The following is a 15973-nucleotide window of genomic DNA, read 5'->3' on the forward strand; positions in this document are numbered from 1 at the left end:
ATGTCGCAATCGATTTGCCACAACACCTTCAATTTCAGCAGACAACAAAAAGCCCCCGGACCTGAGGCCGGGGGCTTGCTGGCGACCGGTTCCGTGAACCGGTCCGGGTCATCCGATCAGAAGGTGATGCCGGTCTCGACCATGTAGCGGTCCTGGGAGGTGTTGTTGCCGGTGCGGCCGAAGCCGGTGCCGAGCGTCCCCTCCGCGAGGTTGCCACGGGTGATCCCGCCGAGTTCGACGTGGGCGTATTCCACCCGGAAGAAGTACCGGTCGAAGGTGAAGGTCGGCGTGACGGTGACCGAGAAGGCGTTGCTGCCCGCACCGAAGCCCAGCAGGTTGGTCCCGCCGGATCCGCGGACGCCGGTCTGCTCGGTGTACTCGACGCGGCCGGCCAGGGAGAAATTATCGGTGAACGAGTAGGCCGCCAGCAGCGCGCCGCCGTAGGTCGACGCCGAGTTGGCGATGCCGACGCGCAGGTCCCGCTCGACATTGGTGAACTGGAAGTACGGCGAGATGATCCACGGGCCGTTCGCGTAGGTGTAGTTGATGTTGAAGATGCCGCTGTTCTGCTGGAGGTTCGGCGTCGCGAACTGGTAGCGCGGGCTGCGGTCGAGGGCGTTGGTCCGGCCGACGTTCAGGCCGCCGTTGACGCCGATCGTGTTGTAGTCGTCGAGCTTGTAGGCGACGTTGCCGGTGAACCACGTGATCTCGTTGGAGAAGAAGCCGTCCGTGCCCGCGAGGGACACCGAGAGCGGGCCGCTGCTGTAATTGACCTGCACGCCCTGGTTGATGAAGTTCTCCTGCACGAACAGGAGGCCGCGGTTGATGTTCAGGTTCTGGTAGGTGAACAGCAGCTCGGTGCCGATCAGGGTGAACATCCGGCCGCCCTGGACCGACCATTCATCGTTGATCTGGATCTTGCCGAAGGCGACCGGGACCGGGCCGAACAGGAGATCGGTCTGGGTGAAGGTGCCGAGCGTGGGGAAGCCGAGCTGCGGGATCGAGTAGCCGCCGGCCTGGATGTAGAACTGGAACGCGCCCTCGGGCTTCTGGATGATGCCCTGCACGTTCGAGAAGTCGAACCGGGCCGACCGGTCGCGGTCGTTGGGCGCCGCCGGGGTCGAGAACGAGGCGAACGGGTTCGACTGCGTGTAGCCGTAGCCGGTGATGGCGCCGCCCACGTAGAGGTCCCCGAGCGGACCCGCGGAGAAGCAGCTCGGATTCGGGTTGGCCTTGATCACGCCGCTATAGGCCGGACCGATCAGCGTGGCCTTGCACGGCTCGGCGGGGGGCGCGACGGGAACCGGCGCCGGGGCCGACAGATCGGCCGCGAGGATGCTGGTCGAGGACAGCAGCACGGTGGCCAGGCCGGCCAGGGCGGATCGCTTCAGCATGGTTCGGAGCTCGTTCGGATTCGTCTACGGCCAAGCTGACATCGCGCTGCGAATGACACAAAATCAAACATAGAGCAGTTGCATATTTTTTGGGCAGATCCCTATCGCTGAACACGTTCGACGCGGAAATGTGACTTTGCCGCCACAATCGTCCGGGCGGACCGGCGTTTTCCTTTGCGGGCGTCCGGAACAGCTTTCCCGGCACGGCCCAAGTCTACCGTGTCAGGCCGCGGGACCGATCGGATCGCAGCGAAATCCTCCGAACTCATGCCGGGCCAGCCGTTCGGCCAGGGCCGGCAGGAACAGCATCGCCTCCTCGGCGAGGCGCCACGGCGGGTTGACCACGATCAGGCCGCTCCCGGTGAGCCGCGTCGGGTCGCCCGGCCGCTCGATCAGGAGATCGAGCCGCAGGGCCGGGCGGGGCAGGGCGGCATCGAGGTCGCGGACCATCCGGTCGAGGGCCTCGGTGTCCTTGATCGGATACCAGGCCAGGAACACCCCGGTGGGCCATTTCGCCACCGCCCGGGCGAGGTGGGCGCCGAGGCGCTCGATCTCGCCGGGCACCTCGTAGGGCGGATCGATCAGCACGAGGCCGCGCCGCTCCGGCGGCGGGATCTGGGCGTTGATCGCAGTCCAGCCGTCGAGGCTCATCACCTTGGTGCGGGGATCGCGGGCGTAGCGGTCCTGCAGCGTGGCGGCATCCGCCGGATGGAGTTCCACGAACACGCCCTTGTCGCCGGGGCGCAGCGCCTCGCGGATCAGGGCGGGCGAGCCGGGATAGGCGGTGGCGCCGTCGCGCGCCTGCACCGCGGCCACCGCGGCCCGGTAAGGCGCAAGCAGCGCCTCGACATCCGGCGCGAAGGGCGCGGCCATCCGGCCCCACCCCTCCCGCCACTCGCCGGTGCGGGCCGCCTCGTCGGCCTCGAGATCGTAGACGCCGAGTCCCGCGAAGGCGTCCAGCGCCCGGAACGGCTTGTCCTTGAGCCGGAGGTGGTCGAGCACCCGCGCCAGAACGAGGTGCTTGAGGACGTCGGCGTGGTTGCCGGCGTGGAAGGCGTGCCGATAGTTCATGGCCGCGCGCTCAAGCCGATCCGGCGCCTCAGGTCCAGCGCCCGGCGCGCAAAACGCCGAAAAAACCTAGCGGGCGGCGTCGAGACGCACCTCGGGCGCCCGGCAATTGCCGCGGGCGACCTCGGGGCAGGGGGCGAAGCCGCGCAGGTCCTTGCCGAAGCAGATCCGGACCTCCTGCAGTTGCCCGCGGGTGCAGGTGACCGCCATCATGTCGGGGCGCAGGCCGCGATTGGCCGCCACGAATTGCCGCGCGATCTCGATGGGGGCGAGGGATTGCGGCGGGGAGCCGCCCGTCAGGCCGTCGGGGATCGTCACCGCCTGCCGCGCCGTGCGGGCGGCCGCGAAATAGGCGGCGGGGTCGAGGCCCGAGCAGGTGCCGTGCTTGCGCCACTCGTACCGGGCGAGCCCCTCGCTTGGATAGACCTGCCCGGCCACCTCCATGGCCTGCCGGGTGGGCGCGCGGTTCACCGCCGAGCAGTTCTCCGGATAGCCGCGGGCATATTGCGGCCATAGGCCGTGGACGACGAAGCCGAGGCCGCGACCGGGGGCGCACTGGACGTCGTCCCGGCGTGCGCCCGGCCCCGCGCAGTAGGTCGGCGACCACGACAGTGCGAGGACGTAGAAGTCGAACGCGCCGGGCGTGCCGCCACGGGCGAAGCCGCCGTAATCCTGGGCGGCGGCCGGCCCGGCGAGGAGCAGGCCCGCGAGGCCGGCGGCGAGCCTGCGCATGGTCAGGGACGCGCCATCCGGCAGGCGGTGGCGTAGGCGTAGGCGAGGTCCCGGTCGAGCCCGTGGACGCAAAACTCGACGCCCCAGGTCGCCCCGATGATCCCGAGGCTCTCGCGCACCGAGTAGTCGACCTTGCGGCGGACGCCGTCCGACGTGGTGATGGTCGCGGTGCAGAAGCGGCGGGGATAGGTGTCGAGGCCCCAGGGCCGCCAGGCGGTGCGCTCGATCGTGTCGAAGGACAGGATCGTCATCGACGAATTCCAGAACTTCGCCTCCTTCTCGGCGAAGTTGGTCGAGACCCGCTCCAGCACCGACGGGTCCTGGCAGCCGGGGATCTGCGCGTCGAAGGGGAAGATCCGCTCCTCGGCGGGCTCGATGTCCTCCCGGGCCGAGCGGGCCAGCGCTGGCTGGGCCAGGGCGAGAAGGGCCAGCCCGAGGGCGAAGCCGTGAAAGAGCGGGCGCATGGCGCGTGCCTCGACGGATGTGCGATCCTGCATCCGCGAACGATGGCCCGGCCGCGCCGCCAGTCAAGCTCCGGCGGCCCCGCGCCGGTGCTTTGGCGGCCTGTGCGGCGCGGCCGCTACACTCGCCGGCCGATGCCCCCCGGAGCGGGACCGGCCCCCGCGGCCCGATCCCGTCAACCCGCGTTCCGGCGTCGCCCGGTCAGTAGATCGGCCCCGTGCTCGGTGGCGCGCCGAGCTGCAGCGGCTCGTCGTAGTCCTGCGCGGGCTCCTCGGGGGCGGCCGCAGCGATCCGTGGCGCCGGCCGCACCGGCGGCGCGGCGGTGTAGGCCGATGCCGCGGTCGGGCGGGCCGGCGCCCTGGCGACCTGCGTCGCGCCGCCGGCCTTCGACATCGGCGACACGCCGTAGGGATCGTCCTGCTCCACATCCACCGGCGCCTGCGGGGCGGCAGGCTGGCGCTGCGGCGGGACCGGACGGCTCAGCGGCCGCTCGACGCCGGTGCCGAGCTGCGGCGTGAACTTGATCATCGGCTGGCAGATCCGCCTCAGACCGCGCGGGTCGTGCCGGGCGAGATCGACGTGGATGTGGTCGTAGTGGAACACGTTCGAGCCGGGGGCCAGCACCGTGGTGAAGCGCTGGCAGGCGCCGAGGAAGATCTCGCGCAGGAAGCCCTGCTCGGCCTCCGTGCCGCGCCAGCCGCCCTTCACGGTGATCACGTGGCCGTCGGCGAGCTTGATCGACATGACGTCGATGGCGTTGCCGAAACCGTGCTCGGAGAGCTTGGCGCCGGGCTGGTTGTTGCGGCCGCGGCAGGAATAGGAACCCGCGTTGATCTCGGCCACCGGCACGCCGAAATAGAGGTTGGCGGCCGGCTGGATCGTGTCGGCGAGCCACGCCTCGGCCTCGGCCAGCGCCGGGCAGCCCAGGGTCATCCGCTGCTTCAGCAGGACGGAGCCGCCGCCGAGCCGCGTCACCCGGAAGGGCTGCTGCATGCCGCACGGCCCCGGGCCGTCCATGGCCGCGATCGGCGTGATGAACTCCGAGGGCTCGACGAGCTTCTTGGCCAGGCAGACCTGCTCCGCCTGATCGCGCCACGGTTCGCGCCGCTCGAAATGATTGATCGAGCACGCGGTGAGGCCCGCGCCGAACAGCGCCAGAGCCGAGAACAGGGATACGCCACGCCACATGACCCGGACGATGCGCACGGTCGCGTAAAGCGTTCGTCAACGGCGTTTCGGGAATGACGCGACCTGTGGCGTCTCGGTTGACAGCGCCGCGGACCGCAGACTGAATGCATTATGCTTTCACTTCTCGAACTCCGCGCCCGCATCGCCGCCGGCACCCTGACCCCCGCGGGGGCGATCGATCTGTGCCGCGCCGCGATCGCCGCGCGGGAGCCGGACCTGCACGCGCTGGTCACCCTCGACCCGGCGCCGGCGATCCCGGAGACCGGGCCGCTCGCCGGCATCGCGGTGGGCGTGAAGGACATCATCGACAGCGCCGGCCTGCCGAGCCAGATGGGCTCGTCGATCTACGCGGGCTGGACGCCCCGGGGTGATGCCGCCGTGGTGAGCCGGCTGAAGCAGCTCGGCGCCGTCGCCCTCGCCAAGACCACCACCACGGCCTTCGCCAGCAGCGACCCGACCGAGACGGTCAACCCGCACGATCCCGGCCACACGCCGGGCGGCTCATCGGCGGGCTCGGCCGCCGCCGTGGGCGCCGGGATGCTGCCCCTGGCCCTCGGCACGCAGACGGCGGGGTCGGTGATCCGGCCCGCGAGCTATTGCGGCTGCGCGGCGGTGAAGCCGTCGTTCCGGCTGATCCCCACGGTCGGCGTGAAGACCTATTCCTGGGCCCTCGACACGGTCGGGCTGTTCGCCGCCGGGGTCGCGGACGTCGCCCATGCCCTCGCCCTGGTCACCGGACGCCCGGAGATCGACGGCGCGGATTCGGGCTCGGCCCCCCGCATCGCCGTGGTGCGGCAGGACTTCGCCGAGGCCCCAGAACCGGAGGCCGAAGCCGCATTGATGCGCGCCCGGCAGGCGGCCGAGCGGGCCGGGGCGCGGGTGAGCGACCTCGCCCTGCCGCCGGAGCTGGCGCAGGCCTGGGAGCGCCACCGCATCATCCAGAACTACGAGGGGCGGCTGGCGCTCGCCTGGGAGTACGACACGCAGGCCGACGCGCTCCCGCCCCGCGTCCGCGAGCATCTCGACGCTGGCGCGGCGATCGAGCCGGCCCAGTACGACGATGCCCGCCGCCACGGCCATCACGCCCGGCGGGTGCTGAAGGGCCTCTTCGCCGATTACGACGCGATCCTGACCTTCTCGGCGCCGGGATCCGCACCCGCGACCCTGGATTCGACGGGCGACCCGCGCTTCAACCAGCTGTGGACGCTGATGGGCGTGCCCTGCGTGAACGTGCCGGTGCCCGGCCAGAGCCTGCCGGTGGGCGTCCAGGTGATCGGCCGCTTCGGCGACGACGGCCGGACCCTGGCGGTGGCCCGGATGATCGAGACCGCGCTGCGCGGCTGACCGGCCGTCAGGGCGACCCGCACCGGCACGCTCTCGGGCGACGCCGCCGGGTGCCCATCCCGTCCGCCGTTCCGGGGCCGCGCAGCGCCCGGGATCCAGAGCCGCCGACTCGCCCGATCCCGGCGCCAGCGGCGTTCAGGGCGTGCGGGTTCGCCGGCGGCGCGCAGGACAAGCAGCGCGGGCGGCCGCTCGGGAGGGAGGCCCTTCACTGGCCGCCATGATGACGGCCGCGCAAAATGTCGCGTTGTGTTTCCTAGCGTACATTTGTGATTGTGAGCTCACCGACGCGACACTAGACACGGCTCATCGCTGGCAACGTTCTCCGGGCGCTAGCGGCCGGAAGACGCGCGCTCCCGCCCAAATGGTGGAGCGTCTTTTGGCACGCTACTTCATCAGCACGACCAACCACGTCACGGTCATGGACGAGGAGGGCGTCGAGCTCCCGAGCCACGGCGCGCTCCGCGAGCTCTTGCGCAGAGTCCTGACGGAACTCCTGCGCGACGAAGGCGACCTGACCGGGGTCAATGAATATTCCGCTCACGCCTATGACGAGGCGGGCAGACTGGTCATGGTCGCGCGGGCCAGCTTCTCCATCACGGACCAATAGGCCAGCTCCCTCAAGGACCCGGAGGTCGCGCTCCGCTTCGGCACGGAAGCGGACCCGGCTTCGTCCTCACGTGCTCCTGCCGCGCGCGGCGTCGATGAACCGGCGACGCTCTTCCTCGGGGCGCGCTTATCGGCGCCGCACCTGACGGGTTTCGTCTTGGCGGGTTTCGTCTTGGCGGGTTTCGTCTTGGCGGGTTTCGGCTCGACGCATGTGTCGGCCGGCATCGTCGCGGCCCTCGGATCACCCGCGGTTTCGGCCTTCGCGCCGCCGAAAGTCGGACATCGCCGGAGGACACCGCGGCGGCCGGAGCCTGATCGGCGCTTTCCTTCGGGACGCCGGGCAGGCCGTCGATGCCGCCCCTGGAGAGCGGCGCGCCGTCGCGCACGGCCTCGCGCGGGCGGCAAGCCCTCGAACCGCGCCGTCCTTCGGTCAGGCCCGGCATGCGCGGTGCGGCGGCCCCTCCCGGGGAAGGCTGGAGGATCGGGCCGGCTCCCCGACGCGGAAGCTCGGCCGGCAGGCCCTCTGCGGCGGCGATCCGATCGCCGGCAGCCCTGGAGCAAGTCCCTCCGCTCAATTGCTCGGCTGCTCGTGGAGCGTATCCTCCACGTAGAGCTGCTCCAGCAGGACCTTGATGACCGCCATCAAGGGCAGGGCGAGGGCGATGCCCCACAGCCCGAAGATCACGCCGAGGATCAGCTGGCCGGCGAAGATCGTGGCCGGGGGGATGTCCAGCGCCCGCTTCTGGATGAACGGCGTCAGACCGTAGCTCTCCAGGCACTGGACCGCCAGATACACGCCGATCGCGCCGATCACCGCTTTCGTGCCCGAGGCGAGCGCGGCGAGGATGATGACGAGGCCCGCGACCAGCGGCCCGACCGTCGGCACGAAGGCGAGCACGCCCGCCTGGAGCCCCAGGATCAGCGCACCGCCGATCCCCAGGAAGGCGAGGCCGGCCCAGGTGCACAGGAAGATCACCGCCATGATGATCAGCTGGCCGAACAGCCAGTGGCGCAGGGTCTCGCCGGCCCCGTCGAGGACCTGGCTGGCGCGCCAGCGCTTCGCCGGAGGCACGAACCGGACGACCCCGTCCCGGTAGGCCTTCGGGTCGGCCGCGAAGGCGAGGCCCAGAAAGGCGATCACCAGGACGTTGCCGAGGGCATCGAACAGGCCCAGGACCACCGCCGCGGCCGGTCCGAGGACGCTGCCGGCATCCGACACGAAGGAGCCGCTGCCCTTCATCAGGCCGGAGGCGAGGCCGGCGAGGCCGCCCTCCTTCTGGCCCGAATCCGTCGAGCCGTCCTTGCCGCTGCCCTGCGGGGCGAGGCTCGGCACGTCGATGCCGCGCTCCGAGAGCCAGCCCGACACCGTGGCCGCCTGATCCTTGATCGTGGTGCCGAGTTCGCGGCCCTGCTGGACGATGGTGGCGCCGCCGTAGCTCGCGAAGCCGACCACCGCGATCGCCACCACGAGGCTGACGACGGACAATCGCAGGGCCCGCGGCAGGGGCAGGATGCGGCCGAGCCCGCGGGTCAGGCCGTCGAGGAACACGCCGAGGAGCACGCCGGCGAAGATCAGCAGGAGCGTGCCGGCGGACATCCAGGCCAGCGCCAGTGCCGCCACGAAGCACACCACGGCGATCCCGGAGGCTGCGAGCGGCGCCGTTCCGCGCCAGGGCCCGACCGGGCCGTCCAAGTCCTGTAGCTTGCTGTCCGACATCATCACTCCTGCACCGCGGGTTCACGAACGCCCTGGGCCCTCAGGGGTCAAGGGCGAGACCGCGGGTTCTCAGGGTGAAGCGAGCCCGAACCGATGGTCCGGGTTTGCCGGCGACGTCCCCGGCTTGTTCGACCCTCCGACTGCGACGGATGCCCCGATCGGCCTTCCCGTCAGTCCGGGCACCGAAGGCGGGACCGGGATGGCAGGGGGGACACGCAGGCGTCCGCCCGATGGCGGCGGGCGTTCGGGACGGCGATGTCCTGAACCGCCGGCTCTCTCCGGCCTTTGCGGGCGGCTGCGGGGCGGGGATGCCCGTCCGCCGGTTGTCCGCGCGCGCCGCCGGACCGCAGGCTTCGGCCCATCGGGCGCCCCCGCAGGAGCACTTGCGGCGCCAGCCGGATCCGCGCCCTCGGCCCGGGCCGGACATCGATACCGGCGATCAATCCAGCCACCTCGTCCTCTTCGGGACGCGGATCGTGTCGCGCGGCGCGGCCCGGGACTCGACCCTCAGCGCCAGCGCCCGGCCGCGGCATCATCCTGAGCCGTCGCCTCGACCCAACCGCCGGTGGTGCCGTCGGCGAGGTGCTCGCGCTTCCAGAACGGGGCGCGGGTCTTGAGGTAATCCATCAGGAAATCCGCGGCCGCGAAGGCCGCGACCCGGTGGCTCGCGGCGGTCACCACCAGCACGATGCCGTCGCCCGGGCGCACCAGCCCATGGCGGTGGATCACCCGCAGGGCCTGGAGCGGCCAGCGGGCCATCGCCTCGTCGGCGACCCGCCGGATCTCGGCCTCGGCCATGCCGGGGTAGTGCTCCAGCTCCAGGGCGGTCAGCCGCCCGCCCTCGTCGCGGCACAGGCCGGTGAAGGTGACGACGGCGCCCGCCCGGCCGCCCAGCGCCGCACTCACGCTGGCGATCTCGGCCGCGGTGTCGAAGGGCTCGGCCTGGATGGCGATGCTCGGAACGGGGGCGCTCATGGCCCGATCCATAGGAGTCCGCGGCTTTGCGGGCCAGTCCCGTCCCTGTCACACCCGGCCCCGCCTCTATATGAGACGGTCCGTCGCGCCCTGCCGGCCCGGCGCGCGGTCCTCGGATGAGCCCGCGTGCTCCGGACGGCGCTGGAGAAGGATACCCGCGTGACCCCCGACCTGATCCTGCCCTACGACGGCGTGCACCCGGATTTCGTCAGCCGCCCGGTCTGGTGCGGTCGCGGCAGCACGGTGATCGGCGCCGCGCGGATCGGCGCGCAGGCCTGGATCGGCGACGAGGCGGTGATTCGCGCCGACGGCCAGACCGTCATCCTCGGCGACCGCTTCTGGCTCGGCCACCGCTCGACGGTGCACATCGCCACCCGGACGCACGGCACCCGGGTCGGCGACCGCGTCACGGTCGGGCGCAACAGCGTCGTGCACGCCTGTACGCTCGGCTCCGACGTGGTCGTCGAGGACGACGTGGTGATCCTCGACGGCGCCGAGGTCGGCGACGGTGCGGTGATCGAGGCGGGCTCGACCGTCTTCCCTCGGGCGTCGCTGCCCGGCGGCTACGCCTATGCCGGCAGTCCCGCCCGTCCGAGCCGAGCGATCGGAGCCGATGAGATCGCCGAGCGCGCCGAGCGGCTGCGTGAGCGCATGGGCGACGGATCCGCTCTCCCGCCCGGGGAAGTATCGGAGGTCGACGACAGCGTGTTCGTGGCGCGCAACGCCCGTCTGCGCGGGCGGGTGAGCCTCGGAGCCGGGGCGAGCGTGCTGTTCTGCTGCGACCTCAACGCCGAGGTCGGCCCGATCGTCGTCGGCGCCGATACCAATATTCAGGACAACACGGTCATCCGCACCCGGGCGGACGGCGTAGTGATCGGGCGGGACACCACCATCGCCCACAACGTCCGGATCTCGGATTGCCGGATCGGGGCACGTTCGTTGATCGGCATCGGCGCGACGATTGCGTCAGGAACCCTGATCGCCGACGACGTCATGCTGGCGGCGGGCGCCACCACGGATCCCGGCCAGATCCTGGAGGCCGGTTATCTGTGGGGCGGCCGCCCGGCCAGGATCCTGGGCCCCCTCGACGCCGAGAAACGCGCCATGATGATCCGCATCGTCGAGGGCTATTGCCAGCACGGGCGGGAATATCGGGCCGCGCAGGAGGCGTCGGAGTAGAGCGCTCCCACTCAGTGTTGCAGGATCTTCGACAGGAAGGTCTGGGCCCGCTCTGAGCGGGGGCTGCCGAAGAACTCCTCCTTCTTGGCGTCCTCGACGATCTCGCCGCGATCCATGAAGATCACCCGGTCGGCGACCTTGCGGGCGAAGCCCATCTCGTGGGTCACGACCATCATGGTCATGCCTTCCTTGGCAAGTTCGACCATCACGTCGAGCACCTCGCCGACCATCTCGGGATCCAGCGCCGAAGTCGGCTCGTCGAACAGCATCACCACCGGGTTCATGGCGAGCGCCCGCGCGATGGCGACGCGCTGCTGCTGGCCGCCTGAGAGCTGGCCGGGGAACTTGTTCGCGTGGGCGCCGAGGCCGACCCGGGCGAGAAGGTCGAGCCCGCGCTTCTTGGCATCCTCGGCGCTGCGGCCGAGCACCTTGCGCTGGGCGATGGTGAGGTTGTCGGTGATCGACAGGTGCGGGAACAGCTCGAAATGCTGAAACACCATGCCGACCCGCGAGCGGAGCTTGGGCAGATTGGTCGCCTTGTCGGCGACCTTGGTGCCGGCCACCGTAATCTGGCCCTTCTGGAAGGGCTCCAGGGCGTTGACGCATTTGATCAGGGTCGACTTGCCCGAGCCCGAAGGACCGCAGACGACCACCACCTCGCCCTTGGCGACTTTGGTGGTGCAGTTCGTCAGCACCTGGAAGTCGCCGTACCATTTGCTGATGTTGTCGATGGCGATCATCGTCTCGCCGGGCGCGACGACGGGCGCGCCGGCGATGAGGCCGCCCGACTGCAGGCCGGCATCCTTGGGCGCGTGGCTGGCATCGGCGACGGGTTCGGCGGCGGTGGGAGCCGGCATCGGGGACGAGGTCATGGCACGGTCTCCAGTGTCGGTCAGCGGATGATGGCCACGCGGCGCTGCAGGCGGCGCACCAGGAACGAGGCCGAGAAGCAGATCACGAAATAAACCACCGCCGCGAAGATATACATCTCGACGAGGCGTCCGTCGCGCTGGGCGACCTTCGAGGCGGCGCCCATGAAGTCGGTGAGCGACAGCACGTAGACCAGCGACGTGTCCTGGAAGAGGATGATGGTCTGGGTCAGCAGCAGCGGCAGCATGTTGCGGAAGGCCTGGGGCAGGATCACGTTGCCCATGGTCTGCCAGTAATTCATCCCGAGGGCCTGGGCGGCCGCCGTCTGGCCCTTGGGGATCGATTGGATGCCGGCCCGCATGATCTCCGAGAAGTAGGCCGCCTCGAAGGCCATGAAGGTGATCAGGGCGGACGGGAAGGCGCCGACCTGAATCGGCGTCGAGGCCCCCGTCACGTAGGCGCCGATATACGGCACCAGGAAGTAGAACCAGAAGATCACCAGCACCAGCGGGAGCGAGCGGCACAGCTCGACATAACCCTTGGCGAGGTGCCACAGGCCGGGAATGCCCGACAGGCGCGCCATCGCCAGCAGCGTGCCGATGATCACCCCGCCAACGGCGGCCATGGCGGTGAGCGTCACGGTGAAGACCATGCCCTGCCCGAACAGGTAGGGCAGGGACGAGACGATGACGGAGAAGTCGAAATTCGAGAGCATCGGGGCCTGTTACCGGTGGCCGTCGGGCGGGGTGGCGGAACGGAAGCGAGCGGCCCTCAGCGCTGGCCGGGGATGGCGACCGCCTTCTCCAGGAAGGTCGCCGCCGTGACCACCACGAGGTTGATGATCACGTAGAGGATCGTCGCCGCCGTGAACGCCTCGAACACCTGGAACGAGAATTCCTGCATCGAGCGGGCCCGGGCGGTCAGTTCCAGCAGGCCGATGGTCAGCGCCACCGACGTGTTCTTGAGATTGTTGAGGAATTCCGAGGTCATCGGCGGCAGGATGATCCGGTAGGCGTTGGGCAGCAGCACGTAGCGGTAGGTCTGATAGGTCGTGAAGCCCATGGCGGTGCCGGCCATGCGCTGGCCCCGCGGCAGCGCCTGGATGCCGGCGCGGACCTGCTCGGCGACGCGCGAAGCGGTGAAGAAGCCGAGGCACACCACCGCCGTGTAGAACGGCGCGTCGGGCAATTGCTTGATCGCGTCGCCGATCCGGGTCGGGACCACTTCGGGCAGCACGAAGTACCAGAGGAACATCTGCACCAGCAGCGGCACGTTGCGGAACAATTCCACGTAGGCGGTACCGACGGTGTTCGCGGTCTTCGACGGCAGGGTCCGCAGCACGCCGATCAGGGAGCCCAGGAAGAAGGCGATCACCCAGGAGCAGAGCGCGGTCGTGATCGTCCACATGAGCCCCGAGAGCAGCATGTCGAGATACGTGCCGGTGCCCTCCGGCGAGGCGTCGAAGAAGATCCGCCAGTTCCAGTTGTAGTTCATCGCGCCGCTTCTACTGTGAACTTATAGAGACGCACCGCGGGCGGGAGCCCGCGGTGCGCATCATGGCATGAAAGCGAACCGAACGGATCTCAGTAGGCCGCCGGGTCGGGGCTCGAGATCGGGGTCGTGAACTGCTTCTTCATCTCCGCGCTCATCGGCAGGTTGAGGTTGATGTTGCGCGGCGGGATCGGCTTCGTGAACCACTTGTCGTAGAGCGCCTTGCCCTCGGGGCTCGTGTAGAGCTTGGCGGTGGCGTCGTCCGCGACCTTCTTGAACTCCGTGTCGTCCTTGCGGAGCATGATGCCGTAGGGCTCAGGCTTCGACAGGGCTTCGGTGGAGATCTCGTAGGCGGACGGGTCCTTCGAGGAGGCGGCGAGCGAGGCGAGCAGCACGTCGTCCATCACGAAGGCGGCGGCGCGGCCGGTCTCGACCATCAGGAACGCCTCGGCGTGGTCCTTGGCCGGCAGGATCGTCAGGCCGAGCTTGCGCTCCGTATTGGCCTCGTTGATCTGCTTGATGTTCGTGGTGCCCGAGGTCGACACGACGGTCTTGCCCTTCAGGTCCTCGATCGTGTGCAGGTTGGCCGACTTCTTCGAGACGTAGCGGGTCGCGGTCAGGAAGTGCGAGTTGGTGAACCACACCTGCTTCTCGCGCTCGGCGTTGTTGGTCGTCGAGCCGCACTCGAGATCGATCGTGCCGTTCGCCATCAGCGGGATGCGGGTGGCGGAGGTCACCGGGTTGAGCTTCACCTCGAGGTTCGGGAGGTTGAGCTTGGCCTTCACGGCGTCGGCGATCTTGTAGCAGATGTCCATGGCGTAGCCGACCGGCTTCTGGTCGCCGCCGAGATAGGAGAACGGGACGGAGGCATCGCGATAGCCGATGACGATGGCGTTGGCGTCCTTCACCTTCTTGAGGGTGCCGGTCAGCTCCTCCGCCCGCAGGCTCATCGGAGCAAGGGCGAGGGTCAGGCCCAGCGCCGCGGCAAGGCCGCGGCGAGCGATATCAGACTGCATCGGTACGGAACTCCTGGATCGGGCCGAATCGTGTCGGCCGGCGGCGGGGTACGCGGGCCCGCCCGCTCGGGCGACGCCTTTGCAATGATGGTGCCGGGAGAAGGGCTGTCGTGCCGCGCAGGCCTGCGGCTGAGTACGGACACGTCGCGGCCAAGCTGCTGCGCACGTCTGCAGACGCGGTCCCTGCCGTCCCCATGGCCTCCTCCCAAGCGCTGAGCCGGCCTCACGCTCGCGCCGGCGGCATCATGCACACTTCTTAGGCGTACGCACGCGGTGCGGAGGACGGATCCGCCCGGAAAGCTGACGAATCCACGGTATAGAAAACGACGACGCCGCCCCCCGCGGTATCGGGAGACGGCGTCGGACTGGAAACCCGGTTCGTGGCCGCGGCTTACTTCGTCAGCTCATTGCCGCTGTAGTCGATCTTGCCGTCCGGCCCCTTCTTCCATTCGTACATGACGTAGTCGGGCCGGGTGATGTCGCCCTTCTTGTCGTAGGCGATCGGCCCGACCACCGTGTCCACCGGCTTGCCCTGGTGCAGCCAGTCGGCCAGCTTCTTGCCGTCGCTGGAGCCGGTCTCGGCCATCGCCTTGGCCAGGACCTGCACGGCCGCGTACGAGTAGAGCGTGTAGCCCTCCGGATCGATGTTCTTCGCCTTGAACGCGGCCAGCGCCGCCTTGGCGTTCGGGTTCTTGCGGGCGTCCGGCGGGAAGGTGGTCAGCGTGCCCTCGGCGGCGGGACCGGCGATCGCCACGAGTTCGCGGTCGACCATGCCGTCGCCGCCCATCATCGGCGCCTTCAGGCCCTGATCGCGCATCTGGCGCAGGATCAGGCCGGCCTCGGTGTAGTAGCCGCCGAAATAGACCACGTCGACATTGGCCGACTTCAGCTTGGAGACGAGCGCAGAGTAGTCCTTCTCGCCCGGGTTGATGCCCTCGTACATGACCTCCTTGCCGCCCTTGGCCTTGAGCGCCTTCAGGGTCTCGTCGGCCAGCCCCTTGCCGTAGGGCGTCTTGTCGTGGACGAAGGCGATCTTCTTGCCCTTGAACTTCTCGGCCAGGTAATTGCCCGCCACCGCGCCCTGCTGATCGTCGCGGCCGCAGGTGCGGAACGTGTTCCACATGCCGCGCTCGGTGAACTTCACGTTCGTGGAGGCCGGCGTGACCTGGATGATGCCGGCGTCGAGGTAGACGTCGGAGGCCGGGATCGACACGCCGGAATTGTAGTCGCCGACGACCATCTTCACGCCTTCACTGGCGAACTTGTTGGCCACCGAGACGCCCTGCTTCGGGTCGGAGGCGTCGTCGCCCACCGTGACGGTGAGCGTCGTGCCCTTGAGGGTACCGGCCTTGTTCAGGTCCTCGACCGCCTGGCTCGCGCCGTTCTTGAGCTGCGCGCCGATGGCGGCGCTGTTGCCGGTGATCGGCGCGGCGACGCCGAGCTTGACCTCGGCGGCCTGGGCGGCCGCCACCATCGCGCCGAGGGCGAGCCCGGCCAGCAGAATCGATCTCATCGCGTACTTCCCCTAAGTGTCAGGACCGCACGTGCGGATCCGGCCGCACTCATCGGACCTCGTCCGCTTCGGGCGCCCGTGCGCGCCATGTCAGCGGTGAGGTCTTCTCGTAGAGCCAGCGGTACTGGCTCGTCATCTGGCGCGTCCGCGTGTAGCGGAAGCCCGCCGCGCCGATGATCATGACGACGACCGCGTCGACCGCATAGTAGTGCAGCGAGAGCAGCGTGCCCGAAAACAGGGCGTAGTGGATGAAGCGCACGGCAGCCGCCACCAGAAGCAGCGCCAGGGCGCAGTGCCAGAACGGCCGCCAACCCCGGGCGATGCCGCGGGCCGCCATCCAGCCGGCCCAGCCGCCCATCACCACGGTGACGAGCAGGAACAGCCAGGCCGACGGCTCCTCGTAGAGGATTCCCTGCAG

Annotated in this window: 16 protein-coding genes; 3 read left to right on the top strand and 13 right to left on the bottom strand. The window is 69.6% G+C overall.

The features are described from left to right. Window positions 1-116: 116 nt before the first annotated feature. The 5 genes from GGQ91_RS25830 to GGQ91_RS25850 all read right to left on the bottom strand — a co-directional run bounded on the left by GGQ91_RS25830 (window position 117) and on the right by GGQ91_RS25850 (window position 4844). Entirely contained in the window at window positions 117-1394 is a 1278-nt protein-coding gene (locus tag GGQ91_RS25830; RefSeq protein WP_182593156.1) for a porin, read from the bottom strand. A gap of 222 nt (window positions 1395-1616) precedes the next feature. Continuing rightward, a complete protein-coding gene (locus GGQ91_RS25835) occupies window positions 1617-2465 on the bottom strand; it encodes a 23S rRNA (adenine(2030)-N(6))-methyltransferase RlmJ (protein WP_043350901.1) in 849 nt (282 codons plus the stop codon). 66 nt (window positions 2466-2531) lie between these two features. Continuing rightward, window positions 2532-3194, bottom strand: coding sequence for a ribonuclease T2 family protein (locus GGQ91_RS25840; protein ID WP_043350900.1), 663 nt, complete (start codon window positions 3192-3194; stop codon window positions 2532-2534). 2 nt (window positions 3195-3196) lie between these two features. After that, on the bottom strand, window positions 3197-3658 hold the full coding sequence (locus GGQ91_RS25845) for a hypothetical protein (RefSeq protein WP_043350928.1): 462 nt from the start codon (window positions 3656-3658) through the stop codon (window positions 3197-3199). A gap of 199 nt (window positions 3659-3857) precedes the next feature. After that, a complete protein-coding gene (locus GGQ91_RS25850; RefSeq protein WP_043757487.1) occupies window positions 3858-4844 on the bottom strand; it encodes an extensin-like domain-containing protein in 987 nt (328 codons plus the stop codon). 111 nt (window positions 4845-4955) lie between these two features. Here GGQ91_RS25850 and GGQ91_RS25855 point away from each other — a divergent pair, with 111 nt between their 5' ends. Both GGQ91_RS25855 and GGQ91_RS25860 read left to right on the top strand, forming a co-directional pair. Beyond that, window positions 4956-6188 carry an amidase gene (locus GGQ91_RS25855; protein ID WP_182593157.1) on the top strand — a complete coding sequence of 411 codons (1233 nt, stop codon included), beginning with the start codon at window positions 4956-4958 and terminating at the stop codon, window positions 6186-6188. Between the two features lie 376 nt (window positions 6189-6564). Further along, window positions 6565-6795 carry a DUF6894 family protein gene (locus GGQ91_RS25860; protein ID WP_075381905.1) on the top strand — a complete coding sequence of 77 codons (231 nt, stop codon included), beginning with the start codon at window positions 6565-6567 and terminating at the stop codon, window positions 6793-6795. 570 nt (window positions 6796-7365) lie between these two features. Here the strand turns inward: GGQ91_RS25860 and GGQ91_RS25865 are convergent. Next, on the bottom strand, window positions 7366-8511 hold the full coding sequence (locus GGQ91_RS25865) for an AI-2E family transporter (protein ID WP_043761155.1): 1146 nt from the start codon (window positions 8509-8511) through the stop codon (window positions 7366-7368). A 507-nt stretch (window positions 8512-9018) separates the two neighbouring features. Further along, window positions 9019-9486, bottom strand: coding sequence for a molybdenum cofactor biosynthesis protein MoaE (locus tag GGQ91_RS25870; RefSeq protein ID WP_043757480.1), 468 nt, complete (start codon window positions 9484-9486; stop codon window positions 9019-9021). A 159-nt stretch (window positions 9487-9645) separates the two neighbouring features. Between GGQ91_RS25870 and GGQ91_RS25875 the strand changes: the two genes are divergently transcribed. Further along, window positions 9646-10665 carry a gamma carbonic anhydrase family protein gene (locus GGQ91_RS25875; RefSeq protein ID WP_043385030.1) on the top strand — a complete coding sequence of 340 codons (1020 nt, stop codon included), beginning with the start codon at window positions 9646-9648 and terminating at the stop codon, window positions 10663-10665. 11 nt (window positions 10666-10676) lie between these two features. On the opposite strand, the gene GGQ91_RS25880 is transcribed toward GGQ91_RS25875, so the two are convergent. The 6 genes from GGQ91_RS25880 to GGQ91_RS25905 form a co-directional block, all read right to left on the bottom strand. Beyond that, on the bottom strand, window positions 10677-11405 hold the full coding sequence (locus GGQ91_RS25880; RefSeq protein WP_043385028.1) for an amino acid ABC transporter ATP-binding protein: 729 nt from the start codon (window positions 11403-11405) through the stop codon (window positions 10677-10679). A 152-nt stretch (window positions 11406-11557) separates the two neighbouring features. Next, window positions 11558-12250: an amino acid ABC transporter permease gene (locus GGQ91_RS25885; protein ID WP_043384934.1), complete on the bottom strand. Its 693-nt coding sequence runs from the start codon at window positions 12248-12250 to the stop codon at window positions 11558-11560. A 56-nt stretch (window positions 12251-12306) separates the two neighbouring features. Beyond that, window positions 12307-13029 (bottom strand): amino acid ABC transporter permease, encoded by a 723-nt coding sequence (locus GGQ91_RS25890; RefSeq protein ID WP_043348617.1) that lies wholly within the window; start codon window positions 13027-13029, stop codon window positions 12307-12309. An 89-nt stretch (window positions 13030-13118) separates the two neighbouring features. Beyond that, window positions 13119-14042 (bottom strand): amino acid ABC transporter substrate-binding protein, encoded by a 924-nt coding sequence (locus GGQ91_RS25895; RefSeq protein ID WP_043384931.1) that lies wholly within the window; start codon window positions 14040-14042, stop codon window positions 13119-13121. Window positions 14043-14433: 391 nt separating this feature from the next. Beyond that, entirely contained in the window at window positions 14434-15555 is a 1122-nt protein-coding gene (locus GGQ91_RS25900; RefSeq protein WP_043348612.1) for a branched-chain amino acid ABC transporter substrate-binding protein, read from the bottom strand. A gap of 49 nt (window positions 15556-15604) precedes the next feature. Then, complete coding sequence (locus GGQ91_RS25905; protein ID WP_043348619.1) at window positions 15605-15973, bottom strand: DUF6867 family protein; 369 nt, start codon at window positions 15971-15973, stop codon at window positions 15605-15607.

The organism is Methylobacterium fujisawaense, assembly GCF_014138435.1.
Taxonomy (GTDB): Bacteria; Pseudomonadota; Alphaproteobacteria; order Rhizobiales; family Beijerinckiaceae; genus Methylobacterium; species Methylobacterium fujisawaense.